The 20,147-nt window shown below is 40.1% G+C and carries 12 protein-coding genes and 1 tRNA gene; 5 read left to right on the top strand and 8 right to left on the bottom strand.

Annotation, left to right across the window (positions count from 1 at the left end):
* The first annotated feature begins 38 nt into the window (after positions 1-38).
* A complete protein-coding gene (smc, locus tag OK025_RS18825; protein WP_317666111.1) occupies positions 39-3,581 on the top strand; it encodes a chromosome segregation protein SMC in 3,543 nt (1,180 codons plus the stop codon).
* A gap of 203 nt (positions 3,582-3,784) precedes the next feature.
* On the opposite strand, the gene OK025_RS18820 is transcribed toward smc, so the two are convergent.
* The gene (locus tag OK025_RS18820; RefSeq protein WP_317666110.1) at positions 3,785-3,916 is read right to left on the bottom strand and encodes a hypothetical protein; all 132 of its coding nucleotides are present in this window, start codon (positions 3,914-3,916) and stop codon (positions 3,785-3,787) included.
* Between the two features lie 549 nt (positions 3,917-4,465).
* Between OK025_RS18820 and ppk2 the strand changes: the two genes are divergently transcribed.
* Entirely contained in the window at positions 4,466-5,275 is an 810-nt protein-coding gene (gene ppk2, locus OK025_RS18815) for a polyphosphate kinase 2 (RefSeq protein ID WP_317666108.1), read from the top strand.
* A gap of 82 nt (positions 5,276-5,357) precedes the next feature.
* On the opposite strand, the gene pckA is transcribed toward ppk2, so the two are convergent.
* The gene (pckA, locus tag OK025_RS18810; protein WP_317666106.1) at positions 5,358-6,977 is read right to left on the bottom strand and encodes a phosphoenolpyruvate carboxykinase (ATP); all 1,620 of its coding nucleotides are present in this window, start codon (positions 6,975-6,977) and stop codon (positions 5,358-5,360) included.
* 471 nt (positions 6,978-7,448) lie between these two features.
* On the opposite strand from pckA, the gene OK025_RS18805 reads away from it, so the two are divergent.
* Complete coding sequence (locus OK025_RS18805) at positions 7,449-8,285, top strand: MBL fold metallo-hydrolase (RefSeq protein ID WP_317666104.1); 837 nt, start codon at positions 7,449-7,451, stop codon at positions 8,283-8,285.
* 81 nt (positions 8,286-8,366) lie between these two features.
* Here OK025_RS18805 and OK025_RS18800 read toward each other — a convergent pair whose 3' ends face one another.
* The 4 genes from OK025_RS18800 to rpe all read right to left on the bottom strand — a co-directional run bounded on the left by OK025_RS18800 (position 8,367) and on the right by rpe (position 15,619).
* A complete protein-coding gene (locus tag OK025_RS18800; protein WP_046672928.1) occupies positions 8,367-9,239 on the bottom strand; it encodes a hypothetical protein in 873 nt (290 codons plus the stop codon).
* Positions 9,240-9,501: 262 nt separating this feature from the next.
* The gene (locus tag OK025_RS18795) at positions 9,502-11,766 is read right to left on the bottom strand and encodes an aconitate hydratase (RefSeq protein WP_317666099.1); all 2,265 of its coding nucleotides are present in this window, start codon (positions 11,764-11,766) and stop codon (positions 9,502-9,504) included.
* 50 nt (positions 11,767-11,816) lie between these two features.
* Positions 11,817-14,579, bottom strand: a complete 2,763-nt coding sequence (locus tag OK025_RS18790) for a bifunctional aconitate hydratase 2/2-methylisocitrate dehydratase (RefSeq protein WP_317666097.1) — start codon at positions 14,577-14,579, stop codon at positions 11,817-11,819.
* Positions 14,580-14,938: 359 nt separating this feature from the next.
* Complete coding sequence (gene rpe, locus OK025_RS18785; RefSeq protein ID WP_317666095.1) at positions 14,939-15,619, bottom strand: ribulose-phosphate 3-epimerase; 681 nt, start codon at positions 15,617-15,619, stop codon at positions 14,939-14,941.
* 149 nt (positions 15,620-15,768) lie between these two features.
* Between rpe and OK025_RS18780 the strand changes: the two genes are divergently transcribed.
* Together OK025_RS18780 and OK025_RS18775 are read left to right on the top strand one after the other, a co-directional pair.
* Positions 15,769-17,886, top strand: a complete 2,118-nt coding sequence (locus tag OK025_RS18780; RefSeq protein ID WP_317666093.1) for an HDIG domain-containing metalloprotein — start codon at positions 15,769-15,771, stop codon at positions 17,884-17,886.
* Positions 17,887-18,013: 127 nt separating this feature from the next.
* A tRNA-Ser gene (locus tag OK025_RS18775) sits at positions 18,014-18,103 on the top strand.
* Between the two features lie 168 nt (positions 18,104-18,271).
* Here OK025_RS18775 and OK025_RS18770 read toward each other — a convergent pair.
* On the bottom strand, positions 18,272-18,709 hold the full coding sequence (locus OK025_RS18770) for a transposase (protein ID WP_317666091.1): 438 nt from the start codon (positions 18,707-18,709) through the stop codon (positions 18,272-18,274).
* A 626-nt stretch (positions 18,710-19,335) separates the two neighbouring features.
* Entirely contained in the window at positions 19,336-20,133 is a 798-nt protein-coding gene (locus OK025_RS18765) for a ThuA domain-containing protein (protein ID WP_317666089.1), read from the bottom strand.
* Positions 20,134-20,147: the final 14 nt, after the last annotated feature.

Genomic DNA, 20,147 nt, shown 5'->3' with positions numbered 1-20,147 from the left:
TTTTCGCAAGCTTATAACGACAAACAAATTTGGTATAAATGCAGTTAACCAAACTAGAAATTAAAGGATTTAAAAGTTTCGGAGACAAGATCACGATCAACTTCAATGATGGTGTCACAGCTATTGTCGGTCCCAATGGATGCGGGAAGTCCAATGTGGTCGACGCTATACGCTGGGTACTGGGGGAACAAAGCACAAAGATGCTTCGCTCCGATAAAATGGAAAATATTATCTTCAATGGAACGAAAAATAGAAAGCCGGCAAACCTTGCAGAGGTTTCGCTGACCTTCAACAACAACAATAATATTTTACCAACGGAATTCTCTACAGTGACCGTCACCCGTAAGCTGTTTCGCAACGGCGATAGTGAATATCGATTAAATGATGTCAAATGTCGTTTAAAAGATATCACGGATCTGTTTTTGGATACTGGGGTTGGTGCCGACAGTTATTCGATCATCGAATTGAAAATGATTGATGAAATTATCAACAACAAAGATAATTCACGCCGCAACCTCTTTGAAGAAGCTTCCGGAATCTCTAAGTATAAAGTTCGTAAAAAACAAACTTTAGCAAAGCTGAGAGATACTGAAGCCGATCTTTCCCGTGTGGATGACTTGCTTTACGAAATCACAAAGAATCTCAAATCATTAGAAAATCAAGCTAAAAAAGCGGAGAAATATACCTCCCTTAAAGCGGAATACCGCCAAAGCAGTATAGATTTGGCTTATTATAAAATTGCTGATTTTTCGACCGAATTAGAAAGACTCCAAACACAAGAATCCAAGGTTCAAAAGGATTCCGTCAATGCACAGCAAAATATCCTGAGAGCGGAAAATGAACTCCAAATACTCCGCCAGACAAATTTGGAACAGGAAAAAAACCTTTCGGTACAGCAAAAAACAACACAGGAATTTGTCAATAAAATCCGAGGTTATGAATCGGAAAAGAAGATCAAAAACGAAAAAGTCAAAAATCTTCAAGATAAAGAAAATCGACTGAGCCTCGATATCAACAGCGACAAACAACAGCTTAATCACGTCCTCTATACCATCAAACGATTGAATGAGGAATTGTTTGATGAGCAAAATAAACTCGATTCGTTAAAAACAAATCTTGAATCAAATAAATCCGAAGTCGACGAATTGAGAGGACAGCAACAGTCTGCAAAGGGAAAGCTCGATATTTTTAATAAGAGCAATGCTGAATTACAGGCAAAAATATACAAATTAGAAAAAGATCTTGCGGTATTCACCATTCAGAAAGAAGCTCTGCTGCAAGAATCTGTTCGCAATAGTGTAGATACAGAAGCAAAAGAAGCCGAATTGCAGCAATTCAATTCCTCTGTTATGGAATTGGAGGGCCGTGTAGAAGCACAGCAGCTACAGTACGATTCAGCAAACCAGCAGGAAGAAGAGCTCCAAGAACAGATTAATCAGTGCCAGGCAAACCTCGAGGAATTTAAGGCCCAGCTTGCCAAAGATCTCCGCCTGTTAGATGCTAAACAAAACGAATACAACCTCACAAAATCCCTTGTTGATAATTTAGAAGGTTTCCCCGATTCCATTCGCTTCCTCAAGAAAAATGCAGGCTGGAAAAAGCAGCCCCCACTCCTATCAGATGTCCTTTTCTGTCAGGAAGATTACCGTGTGGCTATTGAGAACTACCTAGAGCCCATTATGAACCATTATGTTGTCGAAACACAACAAGATGCTGTTCAGGCTATCCAACTATTAAGCGATGCAGCAAAAGGAAGAGCTAATTTCTTTGTTTTAGATGCCATAGTAGATTCCCCAAGCGCTGCCCCTGCACCAAATGACAATTTGATGTCTGCGTTAGATGTGATTAACGTAGACGAAAAGTACAAGGCTTTATGTACGATGCTGCTCCAGCAGGTCTTCATCCTTAAACATGAAAATGAAAAGGAGCTGGATGAAAAGCTACCTGCTCTAGGACAGGTGATTCTACAAAAAAATGGACGTTATTCGAAACATCATTTGGGTCTATCGGGTGGTTCTGTGGGATTATTTGAGGGCAAACGTATCGGAAGAGCGAAAAACCTGGAAGTGCTATCCCAAGAGATCAAAACCTTAAATCAGGAAATAGCAAAACTTGAAGATAAAATAACGGCCGAGACAGCTCGTTTGGATACTCTGCGGGGAAATTCACAGAAAGAGTTAATCGATGAGCTGCGCTTTCAGCTTAATAGACTGAATAATGAATTAATTACCGTCAAAACAAAGCAAGAGCAATATCAAGCCTTCATCAATAACTCCCAGGCCCGTAAAAAAGATATTCAGGAGAAAATTGAAGGTATAGAATCGGATTTAAAAATTGCGGAGCCACAGCTTCAGGAGCTTCGTCTGGAAAAAGAACAAAGTATCGCCGAATTATCGACTTTACAAGATCAGTTCCATGAAATATCTGAGGTACTTAACGAAAAATCGACCGCATACAATCAAGAGAATATCGCTTACCATCAACAGTTAAACAAAGTTTCCAATATCACAAAAGATCTCGAATTTAGAGAGACGCAGAAAGATGACCACGAAATCCGTGTGGAGCGAAACAGTGCAGAATTAGTTGAAGTGCAGGAAGCTTTAAGAACAACCATTCCGTTTGAAGATGAAGAAGATCAGGATCTTATTGCCATGTATGAGCAGAAGATTGCCTTGGAAGATGGTCTCAAAGAATTGGAAGACGGCTACTATGCAGATAAGCAGAAAATAAATAACCTCGAAGATGCTCTAACACAGCAGCGTCGTTCAAAAGAACAGAGTGACTTTCTTGTTTCAGAGATCAAAGATAAAAAAACGGGTCTTCAGATCGACCTCAATGCCTTGAAAGAACGTCTTTCTGTTGAATTCAACGTTGAACTGAAAGACCTGATTGACCGTGAAGATGTGCCTGAGATCACAGAGGATCAGGCAACATTGACAACCAAATGCAGCAAACTCAAGAAACAGCTTGATGAATTTGGAACGATCAATCTAATGGCAAAAGAGGCTTTTGACGAGATGAATGAACGCTATGATTTCATTAACAAAGAGAAAGCTGATTTAATCGAAGCAAAAGGCTCGTTGATGGCAACAATAAAAGAAATTGACGATACCGCTCAAGTTCAGTTCATGTTTACATTCGATGCCGTAAGGAATAACTTCGTCAAGGTATTCCGTTCGCTATTTAACGAAGAAGACAGCTGCGACCTGGTGCTCACAGACCCAAGCAATCCGCTGGATTCAGACATTGACATTATTGCAAGGCCGAAAGGGAAAAGACCGCTGTCTATCAATCAGCTTTCGGGGGGTGAAAAGACCTTGACTTCAACAGCCTTGTTATTCTCACTCTATCTTTCTAAACCGGCACCTTTTTGTATATTCGATGAGGTGGACGCTCCGTTGGATGATACTAATATTGATAAATTCAATAATATTATCCGGGATTTTTCCAAGAATTCACAATTTATCGTGGTCTCACACAATAAAAAAACGATAGCAAGTACAGACATCATCTATGGAGTAACCATGGTTGAACAAGGTGTATCCCGTGTAGTTGCAGTAGATCTAAGAGAAGTTGCTTAGTGAGCAACAAAATACACGATAAATAAGACGGACTCAGGGGATCTACACTCGGTCCGTCTTATTTATACAGATCAATTTAATTTCCTCTCGCCTTTAATGAAATTCTTTGCTTCAACATGCTGTGAATTTCCGTAAGCTTATTTCCTGTTGCAGATCAATATAAGGATAGACAGCAGACAGCTGATTCCCCCAAAATAGACCGACTAATAACCAAATGAGCCCGCGATCGTTCCCGCCAATGGTCCTGCCAGTCCCAGCGACAAATCCACAAACGCAACATAAGCTCCAAGTGCTGTACCACGCATCTGTGGTGCAACTTTTTTAACAGCCAGCACACCCTTACAACTATATTTCGAGTGCAAATATGCCTCGGATCAAAAAGCTAATCATTGGCTCAAGTCAAAAAAAGAGTCTGCAAGTCAAAAAAGGAAGCTGAAAAATAAAAAGCCCAGAGTGGGGAACTCTGAGCTTTCGTTAGCCATATATTAACCTATTTTATGAAAAGTATTTGTAATGAAAACGCCACATTTTTGAATTCATTATAACAAGAATAGTCATTTAACATTTTTTAACATTTAGATGAGATTAATATTAAACTCTATTTGAGCGCGGCAAAATCATAATTTTTCGTGTTCTTGTCAGGGATCCTCCGGTCCTGTTCACAAAAAAGCTCGAAGTGGGGAACTCCGAGCTAACCTAACCAATTATTAACCTAAATTTATGAAAAGTCTAATTTATACAAACAGCCTCTTTCGCTGTTTTGAATATTAAACGTAAGCCATAAGGTTATTATTACACAGCTCTTGTGGATTTATGTGAAATTTGACATTTTTTAACAATTCAATAAGTAACTTTAGGAAAACGAACATATAAATAAATATCATATGGCAGAATACGATTTAAATGAACTTCAGAAGATCCACGAAAACAAAGATGTTTTAAACTATCTGGAACAACATGGCATTCTGGAAATAAAAAAATTCAATGATGTTTACGATTATGAGAAAGAACTTTACGAGCTTCAAGTCAAGCTCTTAAAGCTTCAATATGAAATCATTGAAAAAGGAAAACGGGTCCTTATTATTTTTGAAGGTAGGGACGCTGCGGGTAAAGGTGGTACAATAGGCCGTATGACCCAATATCTAAATCCCAAAAAGGTACGTGTCGTTGCATTGCCCAAACCAACCGAAGAGGAAGCCGGCCAATGGTATTTTCAACGATATATCAAACAGCTCCCTAATGCCGGCGAAATTGTGATTTTTGACCGTAGCTGGTATAACAGAGCTGTTGTTGAACCTGTATTTGGATTTTGCTCCAAGGAGCAACATGAGCTGTTTATGAACCAGGTCCCTGAATTTGAGAAGCAGCTAATCGACGATGGCATCATCCTTATCAAATTATTCCTGAACGTCAGCAAAGAAGAGCAAGCCGAAAGGTTAAAAGAGCGAAAAGAAGATATCCTAAAACAATGGAAAATTGGTGTGCTAGACCAGCAGGCCCAGGAGAAATGGGATGTATATACGGGCTATATTGAGAATTTATTTAAAAAGACAAGCACCAAAAAATCGCCTTGGCTAGAAATCACGAAAGATAACAAGAAAAAGGCTCGCCTGGCGTCCTTCAAACTAATTATCAATGCTCTTGTTGGAAGTGAACAGGAAAAAATAGATTCTTTCGTCACAAAACACGATTAAAGGTCTGTTGATTAGAAAAGGTACAATTATAACAAACAGGAGGAAAAGTATTTCCTCCTGTTTGTTATAATGTCAGAACGAATTAGGACACCAGAACTGTAGTTTCTATTTTAGGTCCTGCTGCATGCACCGAGGCTGGCATTTCATTATTGAATTTTTCAAAATTCGAAATAAACAGTTTCGCCAGGCGTTTTGCCTGCATGTCATAAGCCTCGTCATTGTTCCATAAGCCTCGCGCATCTAAAATTTGTGCGGGAACATGCTCGCCACAGCTCGTCGGATACTCCAGTCCAAAAATATTGTGCTTGTTGAAGTGAGACTCCAGCAGTGAGCCATCCATTGCTGCTCGAATTAGCGATCGCGTATAATTTAGCTTAATACGTCGGCCTATTCCGTAAGGACCTGCAATCCAGCCCGTGTTCACTAACCAAACTTTGATGTTGCGATTTTGCTCTAGTTTTGAACGTAGCAAGGCCGCATATTTTGAAGGATGCAGCGGCAAAAATGCCTGTCCAAAACAGGTTGAAAATGCAGCAGTAGGCTCTTTCACCCCTACCTCTGTACCCGCAACCTTCGCTGTATAACCACTAACGAAATGATATACCGCCTGATCTGTGGTCAACAATGAAATGGGAGGAAGTACACCAAAAGCATCTGCCGTCAGGAAAAAAATATTTTCAGGTTCCCGACCAATACCGCTCATTTCGGCATTTTCCATGAAATCTATTGGATAGGATACGCGGGTATTTTCCGTTTTGCTAATATCGTTATAATCAGGTCGATCAAATTCATCCAAAACAACATTTTCAAGCAAAGACCCAAAACGAATTGCGTGAAAAATCTCAGGCTCTTTGTCCTCCGACAAACCTACACATTTGGCATAACAGCCACCTTCGAAATTGAATATTCCCTTTTCGCTCCATCCATGCTCGTCATCACCGATCAACTTTCTATTTCTATCAGCTGACAAGGTAGTCTTCCCTGTACCCGAAAGTCCAAAAAACAAAGCGGTCTCCCCTTCTTTCGAAGTATTCGCCGAGCAGTGCATAGAAAGCACATTATGCTGGAATGGCAAAATAAAGTTCAATATTGAGAAAATGCTCTTTTTAATCTCCCCTGTATAACCGGTCCCTGCAATCAGTACTATCTTTTTTGTAAAATCAATCGCGACAAAATTTTCGTTGATAATGCCATATTGATGCGGCTCTTCGATAAGCAGCGTCGGGGCAGCTAAAATCGACCAAGCAGGCTGAGCATCCATATTTGGTTCCGGCCGCAGAAACAGGTTATTGGCAAATATACTTTGATAAGCTGTCTCCGTAACAACACGCAAATCTATTTGATAAGCTGGATCAGCCCCTGCAGCACAATCTCTTACATAGATGATTTTATCACTTAAGTGAGCAGCTACTTTCGAAAATAGTGCTTCAAAATTAGCCGGAGACATCCGTTGATTGATTTCTCCCCACCAAACGCTATCTTTTGTTAAAGAATCTTCGACCAGAAACCGATCTTTTGGCGATCTCCCAGTAAATTTTCCCGTATCAGCAGCGAGTGCTCCCGTATCAGAAAGTCGACCTTCGTGATTTGCTAAGGCATGTTCGACCAATTCAGAAACAGGCAATTGATAAAATACATTTTTTGTACTATCAATTTTTAAATATTTCAAATCAGGCGCGTTTCCAATGTTACCCTTTTTCATATTTTTTGTTTGTTTTAAAATGTGCCCAAATTTAAAGGCATTTTTCGCTAAAAACAAAACTTAATTATCTAAAAATCAAGCTTATTGTACAAAAAACACAAAAACAAACAACTCATTAACAACAACTTACGTAAGTAAAAAAAAATAAACTTTTTAGCACATTTTTTTAGCACATCAATTTATCACTATCAAAAAATATCACATATTTTTCGTAAATTGTTCCAACCTTTACAAATATTAATAAGGTAAAAAAAAGACAGTGTCACGTCCATCAGCCATTGATCGTTGAAAGTGGCAGCAATCTCCAGGCCGACGGACTAACATGAGTAAAGATAAAGAGATGAAATAGCTACAATTGTAGCACGAACACGGAAGAGCACAGGGGGCTTTGATGCTATCTGACAAATAATTGCTTGTGCTTAAAATAAACTGGATATGCTTTATAACCATTAAAAGACACATAATCTGCAAATGAAATTACATGCTATAGAAACGGGATTTTTTAAACTCGATGGCGGTGCAATGTTTGGCGTTGTTCCAAAGAGTATCTGGAACAAAACAAACCCAGCCGACTCAAACAATATGTGTACCTGGGGAAACCGCCTGCTCCTCATCGAGGACAGTAATCGATTAATGCTGGTCGATACAGGACTGGGAGATAAACAAAATGAAAAATTCTTCAGCTATTATTATCTTCACGGCGATGCAACGCTGGATAAATCATTAAAAGATATTGGATTTGACAGGAACGATATCACCGATGTCATCCTTACACACCTGCACTTTGACCATTGCGGCGGCGCTATAGTCCGCGAAGGTGAACAGCTGGTTCCGGCTTTTAAAAATGCTCATTTTTGGAGCAATAGTGACCATTGGTCTTGGGCGACCGATCCTAACCCGCGCGAAAAAGCATCTTTCTTAAAAGAGAACATTTTACCGATACAGGAAAGTGGACAATTAAAATTTGTCGAAGATCATCAGAATCCTTTTGGAAACAATATCGCTATCCGTTATGCACACGGCCATACAGAGGCTATGATGTTGCCACAGATACAGTATAAAGGCAAAACAATCCTCTATATGGCGGATCTATTACCTTCGGTGGGACATATTCCCATTCCTTATGTTATGGGTTATGATGTCAGACCCCTCGTGACCATGGAGGAACGTAACAGCTATTGGAATGAGATCGTCGATAATGAATACATCTTATTTTTCGAACACGATCCCATACATGAATGCTGTACACTTCAACGTACTGAAAAAGGTATCCGCGTAAAGGACATTTTCAAATTGGGCGAGATTTAGGAGGTCTAATCAAAGGAGATCAAATAGGATAAACAAAAAAAAGCTACTTTGAAAGTAGCCTTTTTTATTTCATGAATATGTTTAGAATCTAAAGCCCAAAGCCCAGTAATTTTCAAAAAACCATATTTGTTGGGATGCTTTATCTACCCCTCTTCTTCCAGTTGTACGAATGTTTGTTAAATCAGTCCAGCCCGTTTTGAAGTTCCCCTGAAGATAGAGTCCTTTATAAAAACGGTAGTGCAAACCAACTTTTGCCGAAGCACCATAACCCGCAATGTTCCAAAAGTGGTTGGCTCCTTCGCCAAAAAGATGCACGTCGGAACGAGGAATCAATAGACCTACATCCACACCAGATTCCATTGTCAGCACCTGTTGACCTTTGCGATTATTGATGATGTCATCATAACGCTCCAGACCTACTGAGGCAAAGTTATAACCATCTGTATGCTCAAATGTCAGCATGGCAGAGTCTACAGTAATCAATTCACCGTTATATTGACCGGCGCGGTTTCCCGTCGGGATACCGGGATTAGAAATCTCTTCACCGATAAAACCTGAAATTTTCACCTGCTGCGGAATATCGACCACATATTTCATATGGTCCCATCCTAACGAAATTGAGTAATTATCTTTGATATAATAACCAAAGTGCAGATTAAATTGTGGAATAGTTAACCGGCTTGGATCAAAATACGTCGAACCAAATTTAGTTGGCCTATCACCCGCTTTTACATCATGGAGTATAAAGTCATAATTAGGACCCGTAAAATGAATATCTGATTTCGCGTAAGAAGAGAAGTTGTACCCCCAAAAGAAGAAGAATTTGCCCTTGTTACTTTCTGTTCTCAAATTTTTCGGTTTGAAAATGCTTTTTCCTATCTCAGGATTTTCTTGGGCAAATAAGGCAGAAACACTTAATGCAAGTGCTCCAATCGTTAAAAATATTTTTCTCATATCGGTGCTAAAAACGTTGGGCAAAAGTACCCGCATTCTATTTTATAAGCAAATAAAAACTATGGAAAATGGTAAAATATGACGAAGATCACAGAAATATCATTCGATTCAGAAAACAAACCTTCATGACTTATCAAGCACCGAGAGTAATTAAAGCGAACTAAAAAGTTCTTTCTGTCGAATAACATCAGACAGTTTCAAAAAAAAGCTGCTTCCCATTTCCAGGAAAGCAGCTTTTCATTTATTTTATTCCAAGGAATTATTACCCTTGATTTTTACGAATGATATTCAAAGCCCCACCAGCTTTAAACCATTCAATTTGTTGCGCATTGTAGGTATGGTTCGCCAAAATCTCTTCTTGCGTTCCGTCTGCATGATGCAATACAAGTGTTAAAGGTTTACCTGGTGCAAATGTTGTCAAGCCGATAATATCAATGGTATCATTTTCCTGAATCTTGTTATAATCGTCTTTGTCTGCAAAAGTTAATCCCAACATACCTTGTTTTTTCAAGTTCGTTTCGTGAATACGTGCAAAAGACTTAACTAAAACAGCACGAACACCCAAATGACGAGGTTCCATCGCAGCATGCTCGCGGGAAGAACCTTCACCGTAGTTTTCATCACCGACTACAATTGAACCAATACCGTGTGCTTTATAGTCCCGCTGTGTTGCAGGAACAGGACCATATTCGCCTGTGAGTTGATTTTTAACGCTATCAGTCTTTTCGTTGAAGAAATTCAAAGCACCGATCAACATGTTGTTTGAAATATTATCTAAGTGACCACGGTATTTCAACCAAGGACCGGCCATTGAAATATGGTCAGTAGTACATTTACCTTTTGCCTTAATCAATAATTTCAATCCTTTCAAATCCGTACCTTCCCATGGCGCAAAAGGCTCCAACAATTGAAGACGATCAGAAGTAGGAGCTACATCAACCACCACCGAACTACCATCAGCCGCAGGCGCCTGATATCCAGGATCATCTACCGCAAAGCCTTTCGTTGGCAACTCATCCCCTACAGGTGGATCTAGCTTCACTTGTTCGCCTTTATTGTTTATCAAGGTATCAGTTACCGGATTGAAGCCCAAATCACCAGAAATCGCGATTGCAGCTACCAATTCTGGCGATGCAACAAATGCATAAGTATTTGGATTGCCATCTGCACGTTTTGCGAAGTTACGATTGAAAGAATGAACGATTGTATTTTTCTCTTGTTTATCGGCTCCTACACGATCCCACATACCGATACAAGGACCACATGCATTGGTAAAAATTGTCGCATTGAGGTCTTCAAAAGTTTTCAGCAAACCATCACGATCAGCCGTAAAACGTACTTGCTCTGACCCTGGGTTAATACCAAATTCAGCTTTTGTAATCAATCCTTTATCAACTGCTTGTTTTGCAATGGAGGCAGCACGGGATAAATCTTCATAAGAAGAGTTTGTACACGAACCGATCAATCCCCATTCCACTTGCAATGGCCAGCCATTCTTTTCAGCTTCTTCGCGCATGCGTGAAACTGGTGTATACAAATCTGGTGTAAAAGGACCATTTAGAGAAGGCTCCAGCTCAGATAGATTGATTTCTATTAACTGATCGAAATACTGCTCAGGATTAGCATAAACTTCGGCATCCGCTGTCAAGTGCTCTCTAATCACATTTGCCGCATCCGCCACTTCGGCACGACCGGTAGCACGTAAATAACGCTCCATGGATTCGTCGTACCCGAAAGTTGAGGTTGTCGCGCCAATTTCAGCGCCCATGTTACAGATTGTTCCTTTTCCTGTACAAGATAAAGATTCCGCACCTTCGCCAAAATATTCAACGATAGCACCTGTTCCGCCTTTTACAGTCAAGATACCTGCAACTTTCAAGATCACGTCTTTTGCTGCAGCCCATCCGCTGAGCTTACCTGTCAATTTTACACCGATCAGCTTAGGAAATTTAAGCTCCCAAGGCAAACCTGCCATGACATCACAAGCATCAGCACCACCCACACCGATCGCAACCATACCTAAACCGCCGGCGTTCACCGTATGCGAGTCTGTACCAATCATCATACCGCCTGGAAAAGCATAGTTTTCCAAAACAACCTGGTGAATAATACCTGCTCCAGGTTTCCAGAAACCGATACCATACTTATTGGACACAGAACTCAAAAAGTTAAATACTTCAGAGCTTTCGTTTTTAGCTCGTGCTAAATCTTTGTCTGCTCCTTCTTTCGCCTGAATCAAGTGATCACAGTGTACAGTAGAAGGAACTGCCACCTTTGGACGCCCAGCTTGCATAAATTGCAATAATGCCATCTGTGCAGTTGCATCTTGCATAGCAACGCGATCTGGAGCAAAGTCGACGTAAGAAACGCCACGTTTGTAATCTTCAGTAGCATTGCCATCCCAAAGGTGGGCATACAAAATTTTCTCAGATAAAGTCAAAGGTTTGTTAACCACTTGACGAGCCGCAGTAATGCGCTCGTCATATTGGCTATAGACCTTTTTAATCATATCTATATCAAAAGCCATATCTCTCTAATTTATATTGTTTAATTAAGTTACTAAACCCTAATCACTCATTATTTTGTTGGAATAGGCGCAAACTTTGTTAAGTTAATGCCTTCCACAGCAGCTTTATATTCTTCGATATTCGGAATACGGCCCAAGATCGCTGAAAGAACAACAACTGGAGTTGATGCTAATAAAGACTCCCCTTTTTTACCATCCCTATCTTCAACAACACGTCCTTGGAATAAGCGCGTTGAAGTAGCCATTACCGTGTCACCTTTAGCTGCTTTTTCCTGGTTACCCATACAAAGGTTACAACCAGGGCGTTCCAAGTACATAATATTCTCGTATTCAGTACGTGCAGTACTTTTTGGTAAAGCATCGCTAAATTCAAATCCAGAGTATTTTTGTAAGAATTCCCAATCGCCTTCCGCTTTCAGTTCATCGATAATATTGTACGTTGGAGCTGCAACGACCAAAGGAGCTTCAAACGTAACGACACCTTTCTGCTGTTCAATGTTTTTCAACATCTTCGATACGATTTTCAAATCGTCTTTGTGAACCATACAAGAACCGACGAAACCTAAGTCTACCTTTTTGTTTCCACCGTAGTACGAAAGGTCGCGAATTGTATCGTGTGTATAACGTTTGGAAACATCCGCATTATTCACATCCGGGTCGGCAATCATTGGTTCTTCAATGATATCCAGATCAATAACAACTTCTGCATAATATTTGGCATTGGTATCTGGAGTTAACGCAGGCTTAGCACCAGATTTAATTTCCTCAATACGTTTATTCGCCTTGTCAATTAAGCCTTGCAAAACGTTGTTTTTGTTTTCCATGCCTTTATCGATCATAATCTGGATACGGTTTTTAGCGATCTCCAATGATTCGATCAATGTATTATCCTGTGAAATACAAATAGAAGCTTTCGCCTTCATTTCTGCAGTCCAGTCAGTAAAAGTAAATGCCTGATCGGCTAAAAGCGTTCCGATATGAACTTCAATAATTCTGCCTTGGAAAACGTTCTCGCCAGCAAATTGCTGCAGCATCTGTGCTTGTGTAGCATGAACCACATCACGGAAATCCATATGTTCTTTCATACTGCCTTTAAATGTAACTTTTACCGATTCTGGGATTGGCATAGAAGCTTCACCTGTCGCTAAAGCTAGCGCCACCGTACCAGAGTCAGCTCCAAAAGCAACACCTTTAGACATACGGGTATGTGAATCACCTCCGATAATGATCGCCCATTCATCTATTGTAATATCATTTAATACCTTATGAATAACGTCTGTCATTGAATGATATACACCTTGAGGGTCACGTGCTGTGATCAATCCAAAGTCATTCATAAATTTCATCAATTTTGGAATATTCGCTTGTGCTTTTTTATCCCAAACCGATGCCGTATGACAACCCGATTGATAAGCGCCGTCTACAGTAGGTGCAATTACAGTCGCAGCCATTGCTTCAAGTTCCTGCGCTGTCATCAAACCTGTTGTATCCTGAGAACCAACAATATTTACTTTAACGCGAACGTCAGAACCGGCATGTAATACTTTACCTGGAGTTACACCAACCGCATTTTTATTAAAAATTTTCTCTACAGCAGTCAACCCTTGTCCTTCAATCGTGATTTCTTTTGATGGGGCAAATACTGTCGGCGCTTGAATGCCTAACGTTTCCGCTGCAAAAGTTTGGATTTTTTTACCAAAGACAATAGCATAAGAACCACCTGCTTTAATAAATTCCATTTTTTGTGGAGTCAAAGCTTTGGAAATATCGATCAGCTCCTGCTCGCCATTATATAATTTTTTAGTCTTAGTATTGATCGTTAAGACAGTACCTGTTGCGACAGAATAAGCTTCTTCAAGGATTGGCTCATTTTTCTCGTTACGGATTACGTTGCCATTTTCATCCACTTTCTTCACCCAGTTTTTAAGGTCTATACCGATACCTCCGGTCACATCCACTGTGGTCAAGAAAATAGGTGAGATACCATTTGTACCGCCTACAATTGGTGCGATGTTCACAAAAGGAACATAAGGACTCGCTTGTTTACCCGTCCATAATGCAACGTTGTTGACACCCGACATACGAGATGACCCCACACCCATTGTTCCTTTCTCAGCAATTAACATGACACTTTTACCAGGGTGTTGCGCCTGTAAGGCGACGATCTGTTGCTGTGCTTCAGGTGTGATCATACATTTTCCATGTAATTCACGATCTGAACGTGAGTGCGCCTGGTTACCTGGCGACAATAAATCTGTCGAGATATCACCTTCACCAGCGATAAACGTAACCACCTGAATTTCCTCAGCAACCTCAGGCAGTTTTGTAAAAAACTCTGCTTTTGCGTAGCTTTCTAAAATATCTTTTGCAACCTCATTGCCTTGCTCAAAAGCTTCTTTCAAACGAGCAGTATCCGCGTCATATAAGAAAACTTGTGTTTTAAGCACCTCGGCCGCCTGTTTTGCAATAGCTAAGTCTGTACCCAAAGCCAGGTCCAATAAAACCTTGATTGAAGGGCCACCCTTCATATGTGACAACAATTCAAAAGCGAAATCAGGTGCAATTTCAGCAACAACTGATTCACCCAAAACAATTTCCTTTAGGAATTGTGCTTTAACACCCGCTGCAGGCGTAGTACCCGGCAACGTGTTGTAAATAAACAATCTTAAAGATTCAGCTCTATTTTCATTGTTTAAATCTTTAATCTGAGCAATTACCTCACTTAGTAATTCTGCTCCATCAATAGGCTTAGGATGTAACCCTTGGCCTTCTCGTTCTACAACCTCTTGTACGTAATCGTTGTAAATACTCATAGATATCTATCTTTCTATTTTATGGGTAGCATAAAAACACCTATGTCTTTCTAAACCGCCATGTCTGTAATATAATTAAGCAAATACGCCATCTATCGGGTCCTCCCTGACAAATCACAAATTAGCCCTTCCACTTCATGTTTCGAAGCTGATCTATTTGTCGTAAATCAACTTGTATGACTAATTACAAAAATAGTGAAAATCCAACTTTAAACGCATGCATTCCATTTATTTAAATCAATTTGGAATTGTTCTAAACAGCATTTATGCAATCCTGCCATCTTTTTTTGAAATCCGCTATATTGTATTTATTTCTTTCAAAAAAAAGGTGATTTATATTATTAAATCACCTTTTCGTTTTATATACTTTCTACAGTTATATCAATGTCTTTTAATGCTTTCACGGTTTCCAGAGGATCTGTCGCGTTGAATACAAATGACCCTGCCACCAGCACATCTGCTCCGGCTTTCAATAACTGTGCTGCATTCGCGGTCGTTACTCCCCCATCGATTTCAATCAGCAGACCATCATTCATTCCCTGTGCCATGGCCCTTAGTTCCTGTACCTTGGCATAGGTATTTGGAATAAATTTCTGACCGCCGAACCCTGGATTGACCGACATGATACAGACCAAGTCCAGATCCGCAAGAACATCTTTTAAAAGTGCTACTGGCGTATGTGGATTCAATGCAACCCCTGCTTTACAGCCCAATTCTTTAATAGCAGCCAGTGTACGATGCAAATGTGTACAGGCCTCATAATGCACGGTAATGATCGCTGCACCCGAGTCTTTACATACCTGCAGATAACGGTCTGGATCAACAATCATCAAATGTACATCCAAAGGTTTAGCAGCATGTTTTGCAATAGCCTGCATAACTGGAAATCCAAAAGAGATATTTGGAACGAAAACACCGTCCATAATATCAATATGAAACCAATCTGCCTCACTGTTGTTTACCATGATGATATCATCGTATAATTTTGCAAAGTCTGCAGCAAGAACGGATGGTGCAATTAGATGTGTTTTTGTTGACATGTTGTATTTTTTTTGCAAAGATAACAAGTATTTTTTGTTCATCACAGCGTTTACCCGTTTTAATACCTATAAACGACAATTGGCTAAAGCTGCAGAAAATAATTATAATTACATTTGTATATTAACATGATAATAAAATACAGCTCACCGTGGGAAGACTAAAAATAAAATATAGAAGAGAATTAAATACAACGGAGAATCTCGTCCGAAAAATTGGATTAATACTTATCACCATTATTCTGATCTGTATATTCCTTCCCAAACAACCTCGTTTTCGCTATGAATTCCAAAAGGGAAAAGTATGGAATCATGAGAATCTGATATCACCCTATAATTTTGCCATATTAAAAACGCAGGAGGAATTGAATGCGGACAAGAAAAGTATCTTAAACACGATTCAACCGATTTATAATGCCAATACGACAACAAGCAAAGAGCAAATTGATCAGTTCAACACGGATCTTGCCGAAAAGTGGCAAAGCAGCAAATTGGATACAACGCATGAAAATATAGTTGATTATAGAAATGCCGGTAATGCCATCTTAAGCCATCTCTATGGCAAAGGCATTCTGTCATTGAACAATCGGTTTCAGAACCGCAGCAATGACAAATCCGCGGCTTCCAAGCATTACAACTTTACACTGATCCAGGACAAAGTTGCCAGCCAAAAAAACACAGCCGACTGTTACACCATCGAAAGCTCTTATGGTTATATGGATGAAATTATGCCCAAATTGACCAAGATAAAGCAAAAGAGCTGGCTGGAGGAAACTTTAAAAAATTACATTACCATTAACTACATCTACAACGATCAACAAACGGAAGCTTTAGAACAAAATGCCATTGCAAACATATCGGCTACACGCGGTGTGGTCCAAAAAGGAGAACTGATCGCTGAAAAGGAGAAAATAATTTCCAATGAAACGTACCAGAAACTCGAGTCGCTTCGTAAGGTATATGAAGATGAAGGCAAGATCAGTGGAAATCAAAACTATGTGACCCTTGGCCAATTTCTGATTATCTCGCTTGCCCTGTCTATTTTGATGGTATTCCTTTTTCTTTTCCGTAAGGACATCTATTTTAACAACAGGTTGCTGGTCATTATCATGATTGTGATCATTGGTATGCTCGCTGTCCTATCTTGGGCCATCAAAATCAAAATCCCCAATCTCTATTACATCCCGTTTTGCGCCGTCCCTATTATTATTCGTATTCTTTTTGATACGCGTGTTGCACTCAATATCCATCTGTTGATGGTGCTGCTGGCAGGTCTTTTTGTACCGAATAGTTTTGAGTTTGTCTTTTTACAATTTATGGCGGGGATAGTTGCGATCTATAGTATTAAAACATTGGTCAAACGAGAGCAGCTGTTCATTTCCTCGGCTATTATTCTTGGCACCTATTGGATTGCTTACATTGGCTTGGTTGTCACGAGAAATGGGTCAATAGACACCATTTACTGGTCTGACCTTCTTCCTTTTTTCGTAAGTGTCATGATTACCTTGTTGGCTTATCCGATGATCTATGCATTTGAAAAGTTATTTGGTATTGTATCTGATCTAACACTCATGGAACTTACCAATAGTAACTCCAAGTTATTGCGGGAACTTTCTTTTAAGGCCCCCGGAACATTTCAGCATTCCTTACAGGTGGCTAATCTAGCGGAAGCAGCTATTTACAAAATTGGCGGGAATCCGCTGTTGGTACGCGCTGGAGCACTATATCACGATATCGGAAAATTGACAAACCCCCAGTTTTTCATCGAGAATCAGAAGACAGAAAAAAATCCACATGATGAGCTTTCACCGGAACAAAGTGCGCAGATTATTATATCACATGTCATCAAAGGCGTCGATATCGCCAAAAAACATCAATTGCCTGACGTGATCCTTGATTTTATCCGCACACACCACGGAACAACGCGTGTTGACTATTTTTATAACGTTTTTGTCAAGAACAACCCTGACAAACTGGTTGACGAGTCTTTATTTACTTACCCCGGACCTATTCCTTTTTCCAAGGAAACAGCTGTACTTATGATGGCGGATTCGGTCGAAGCCGCATCTCGTGCATTAAAAGAACCATCTGAAGAGTCTATCAATAATCTTGTCGATAAAATTATCGAACATAAATTGATGCGGGGGCAGTTTAATAATAGTAACATTACGCTAAAAGATATCACTGAATCTGCAGTTATTTTTAAGGCAATGCTCAAAAGTATCTATCACGTGCGGGTGGATTACGAATTAAGCAAAAAAACAATGTAATTTTAATTGCCAAACAACAAATTGAATTTCAAACGCTTATTGCAACGTTACATTTTTTTTGCACTTTTTTTAGTATTTAGACTTTGCAGAATCAAATAATTGCCTTATGTTTGCAATGTCAAAACGAGGAAGGGTGCCTGAGTGGCCGAAAGGAACAGTTTGCTAAACTGTCGTACTGGAAACGGTACCGCGGGTTCGAATCCCGCCTCTTCCGCCAAGACAAAAGAGCTTTTTGAGAAATCAGAAAGCTTTTTTTGTTTTTGGAGCTCGGGCAGCACCAAAAACGGATCAAGCAGAATTCTTGGGATCATACCGAAAGTTTGGGGGAGGAGAAGTTTTTAAGCATACAATTTCATTACTCTATATTGGAAGAATGTGGTGTCCCTTACGCCGCGAAAGACACTCCTGAACGCTTTGAGCTTTGCATTGAAAGATTCTGCTGAAGCATTGCCTTGGCCATGTTTGGCGCCATATCCATGGTTACCTCCTTTACCTTATTCCTTGAACGTAGGGGAATCCGTTCAAGAACAGTGATGATATCTTCGGCCTTGGTGCCCTTGATAGTTGCCAGGATCGTCCCTTTACCTCCTTTTGCCGATTTACTGCTAACAATGGTATATAATTCACCGTTGCTAAAACTGGTCTCATCGATGCTCAAGCGTTCAGAGATGTTCCCCGGGAAAAGATTCCATCGCTCTGCATGTGGCTTTTGGCTCCAGTCATGGAAGTCACTGAGATGGTTCTTGTATTGATCCTGAAGTTGCTTGCCGTCCATCTGGAAGAATAACCCTACCAATTGGGCACTTACAGGATAGTTATCCAAATATCTTCTTTAAAAAAAGCCCGAATTCAGTCGTCATTCGAGTACCCTCACGCAAAAGGTTCCAATCTCTTGTGATAATATCTCCCGTATCCAACACTGTCCAGCGGCGGCGGCGGATATGTAGAGTAACTTTCTGACCTCTAATGGGAAAGTCTGAAATCTCTGTGGAAGGCATAAAGCCCTTTGACTCCAACTTGCTGTTCTCATAGTCCTTTGGAGCAATATTAAGCTCATCTAAATAAATGTGGAGCTGACTTCTAAAATCTGAAAGTATTCTAAAAGCCCTTCGGGTATCAATAGGGACAGTAATTTACGTTCGGGCAAAACAGTTCAAGAACGCGCGAGCAGCTCAGGGACGACAATAGTTACCTTTGCCGGAAGATTGCTACATAAAAGACCTTTTTATTCGTACCTGCTTCGTACCTGCTTCGAATCACCAACAGATATTATACAGCCCCGACACAGAAATTGATCAGTCTCTCACCAGAAAAAGTCTGTTGCATTATTGGTCAACATTCGTAAGCAGACTGTACAGCTCCGAACGCTTTACGAACAAGGTACGAACAACATACGAACAAAAGGCAAATGCCGCAGTCATTTGGCTTACCGTTGTTATTTAACATTCTTTATTTACTACCGGCCCATAGAATTGCATTCCTGAACATCGTCGTAAAATCTTTAGATGCAAATAAGGATCCGCTATGGCCAATCAGAAAATATACGTTTCTAGCTTTCACATTTGTATTACTCCAAATAATGGGATGGTCGCCCATTTTAATCGTTGAAATGGGCTGGTAGCTATCCTCATCGACATGCGCCAGAACCTTGACATGAGGTCTTGGATTTTTATCAAAAACATAAAACTCATCATTGGGAATCAAAAAATGAGGATTTACACCTTTCATAACAGGATGCTTTCGATCTTCGATATAAGCTGTTGCAGATGCTGTTTTAGCGATGTAATTTTTAAATCGTATTCCACCCATAAAGTTGGAAAACCAGTTCCACATCTTGTAGCCATCAAATTCCCCCAGCAATGCCGCATGGTGAAAACCGACCCAGCCTCCTCTTCCATTTTCTATGTAATCTATAAACGCCTTTTCAGCCTCTTCTGTCCATCTATACGGTGGATAATCCAACTGTATGATTACCTTAAACTGTGTCAGGTATTCCTTTGTTATTTTTTCTGTATCATGAATTTCTGTTAAATGAAAGCCGTCTTTCTCCCCTGAATTCTTTAACCATTCTAATCCAGTATCTGTAAATGAAGCATGTTGCCCGCCCCTTTCTGTCAGTACGAGTACAGCAAAGGTATTACGGCCTTGAGCAGATAGCGCACTTATTGTCCCGATCATCATAAAGAAAAGGAACACGATATTTAAGCATGAGATCGTCAAGTTTCTCGGATTCGACACTTGTGTCATAAGTATGCGGTTTA

The organism is Sphingobacterium sp. UGAL515B_05 (assembly GCF_033097525.1).
Lineage (GTDB): Bacteria > Bacteroidota > Bacteroidia > Sphingobacteriales > Sphingobacteriaceae > Sphingobacterium.
Note: the sequence above shows the minus strand (reverse complement) of the source record. Positions and strands in the feature narration are given on the sequence as shown.

What these genes read in the sequence shown, in the direction of transcription:
- smc (WP_317666111.1), top strand. Translation starts at nt 39, where the DNA reads ATGCAGTTAACCAAACTAGAAATTAAAGGATTTAAAAGTTTCGGAGAC.
- ppk2 (WP_317666108.1), top strand. Translation starts at nt 4,466, where the DNA reads ATGGCAGAATACGATTTAAATGAACTTCAGAAGATCCACGAAAACAAA.
- pckA (WP_317666106.1), bottom strand. Translation starts at nt 6,977, where the DNA reads ATGAAAAAGGGTAACATTGGAAACGCGCCTGATTTGAAATATTTAAAA.
- OK025_RS18805 (WP_317666104.1), top strand. Translation starts at nt 7,449, where the DNA reads ATGAAATTACATGCTATAGAAACGGGATTTTTTAAACTCGATGGCGGT.
- OK025_RS18800 (WP_046672928.1), bottom strand. Translation starts at nt 9,239, where the DNA reads ATGAGAAAAATATTTTTAACGATTGGAGCACTTGCATTAAGTGTTTCT.
- OK025_RS18795 (WP_317666099.1), bottom strand. Translation starts at nt 11,766, where the DNA reads ATGGCTTTTGATATAGATATGATTAAAAAGGTCTATAGCCAATATGAC.
- OK025_RS18790 (WP_317666097.1), bottom strand. Translation starts at nt 14,579, where the DNA reads ATGAGTATTTACAACGATTACGTACAAGAGGTTGTAGAACGAGAAGGC.
- rpe (WP_317666095.1), bottom strand. Translation starts at nt 15,619, where the DNA reads ATGTCAACAAAAACACATCTAATTGCACCATCCGTTCTTGCTGCAGAC.
- OK025_RS18765 (WP_317666089.1), bottom strand. Translation starts at nt 20,133, where the DNA reads ATGACACAAGTGTCGAATCCGAGAAACTTGACGATCTCATGCTTAAAT.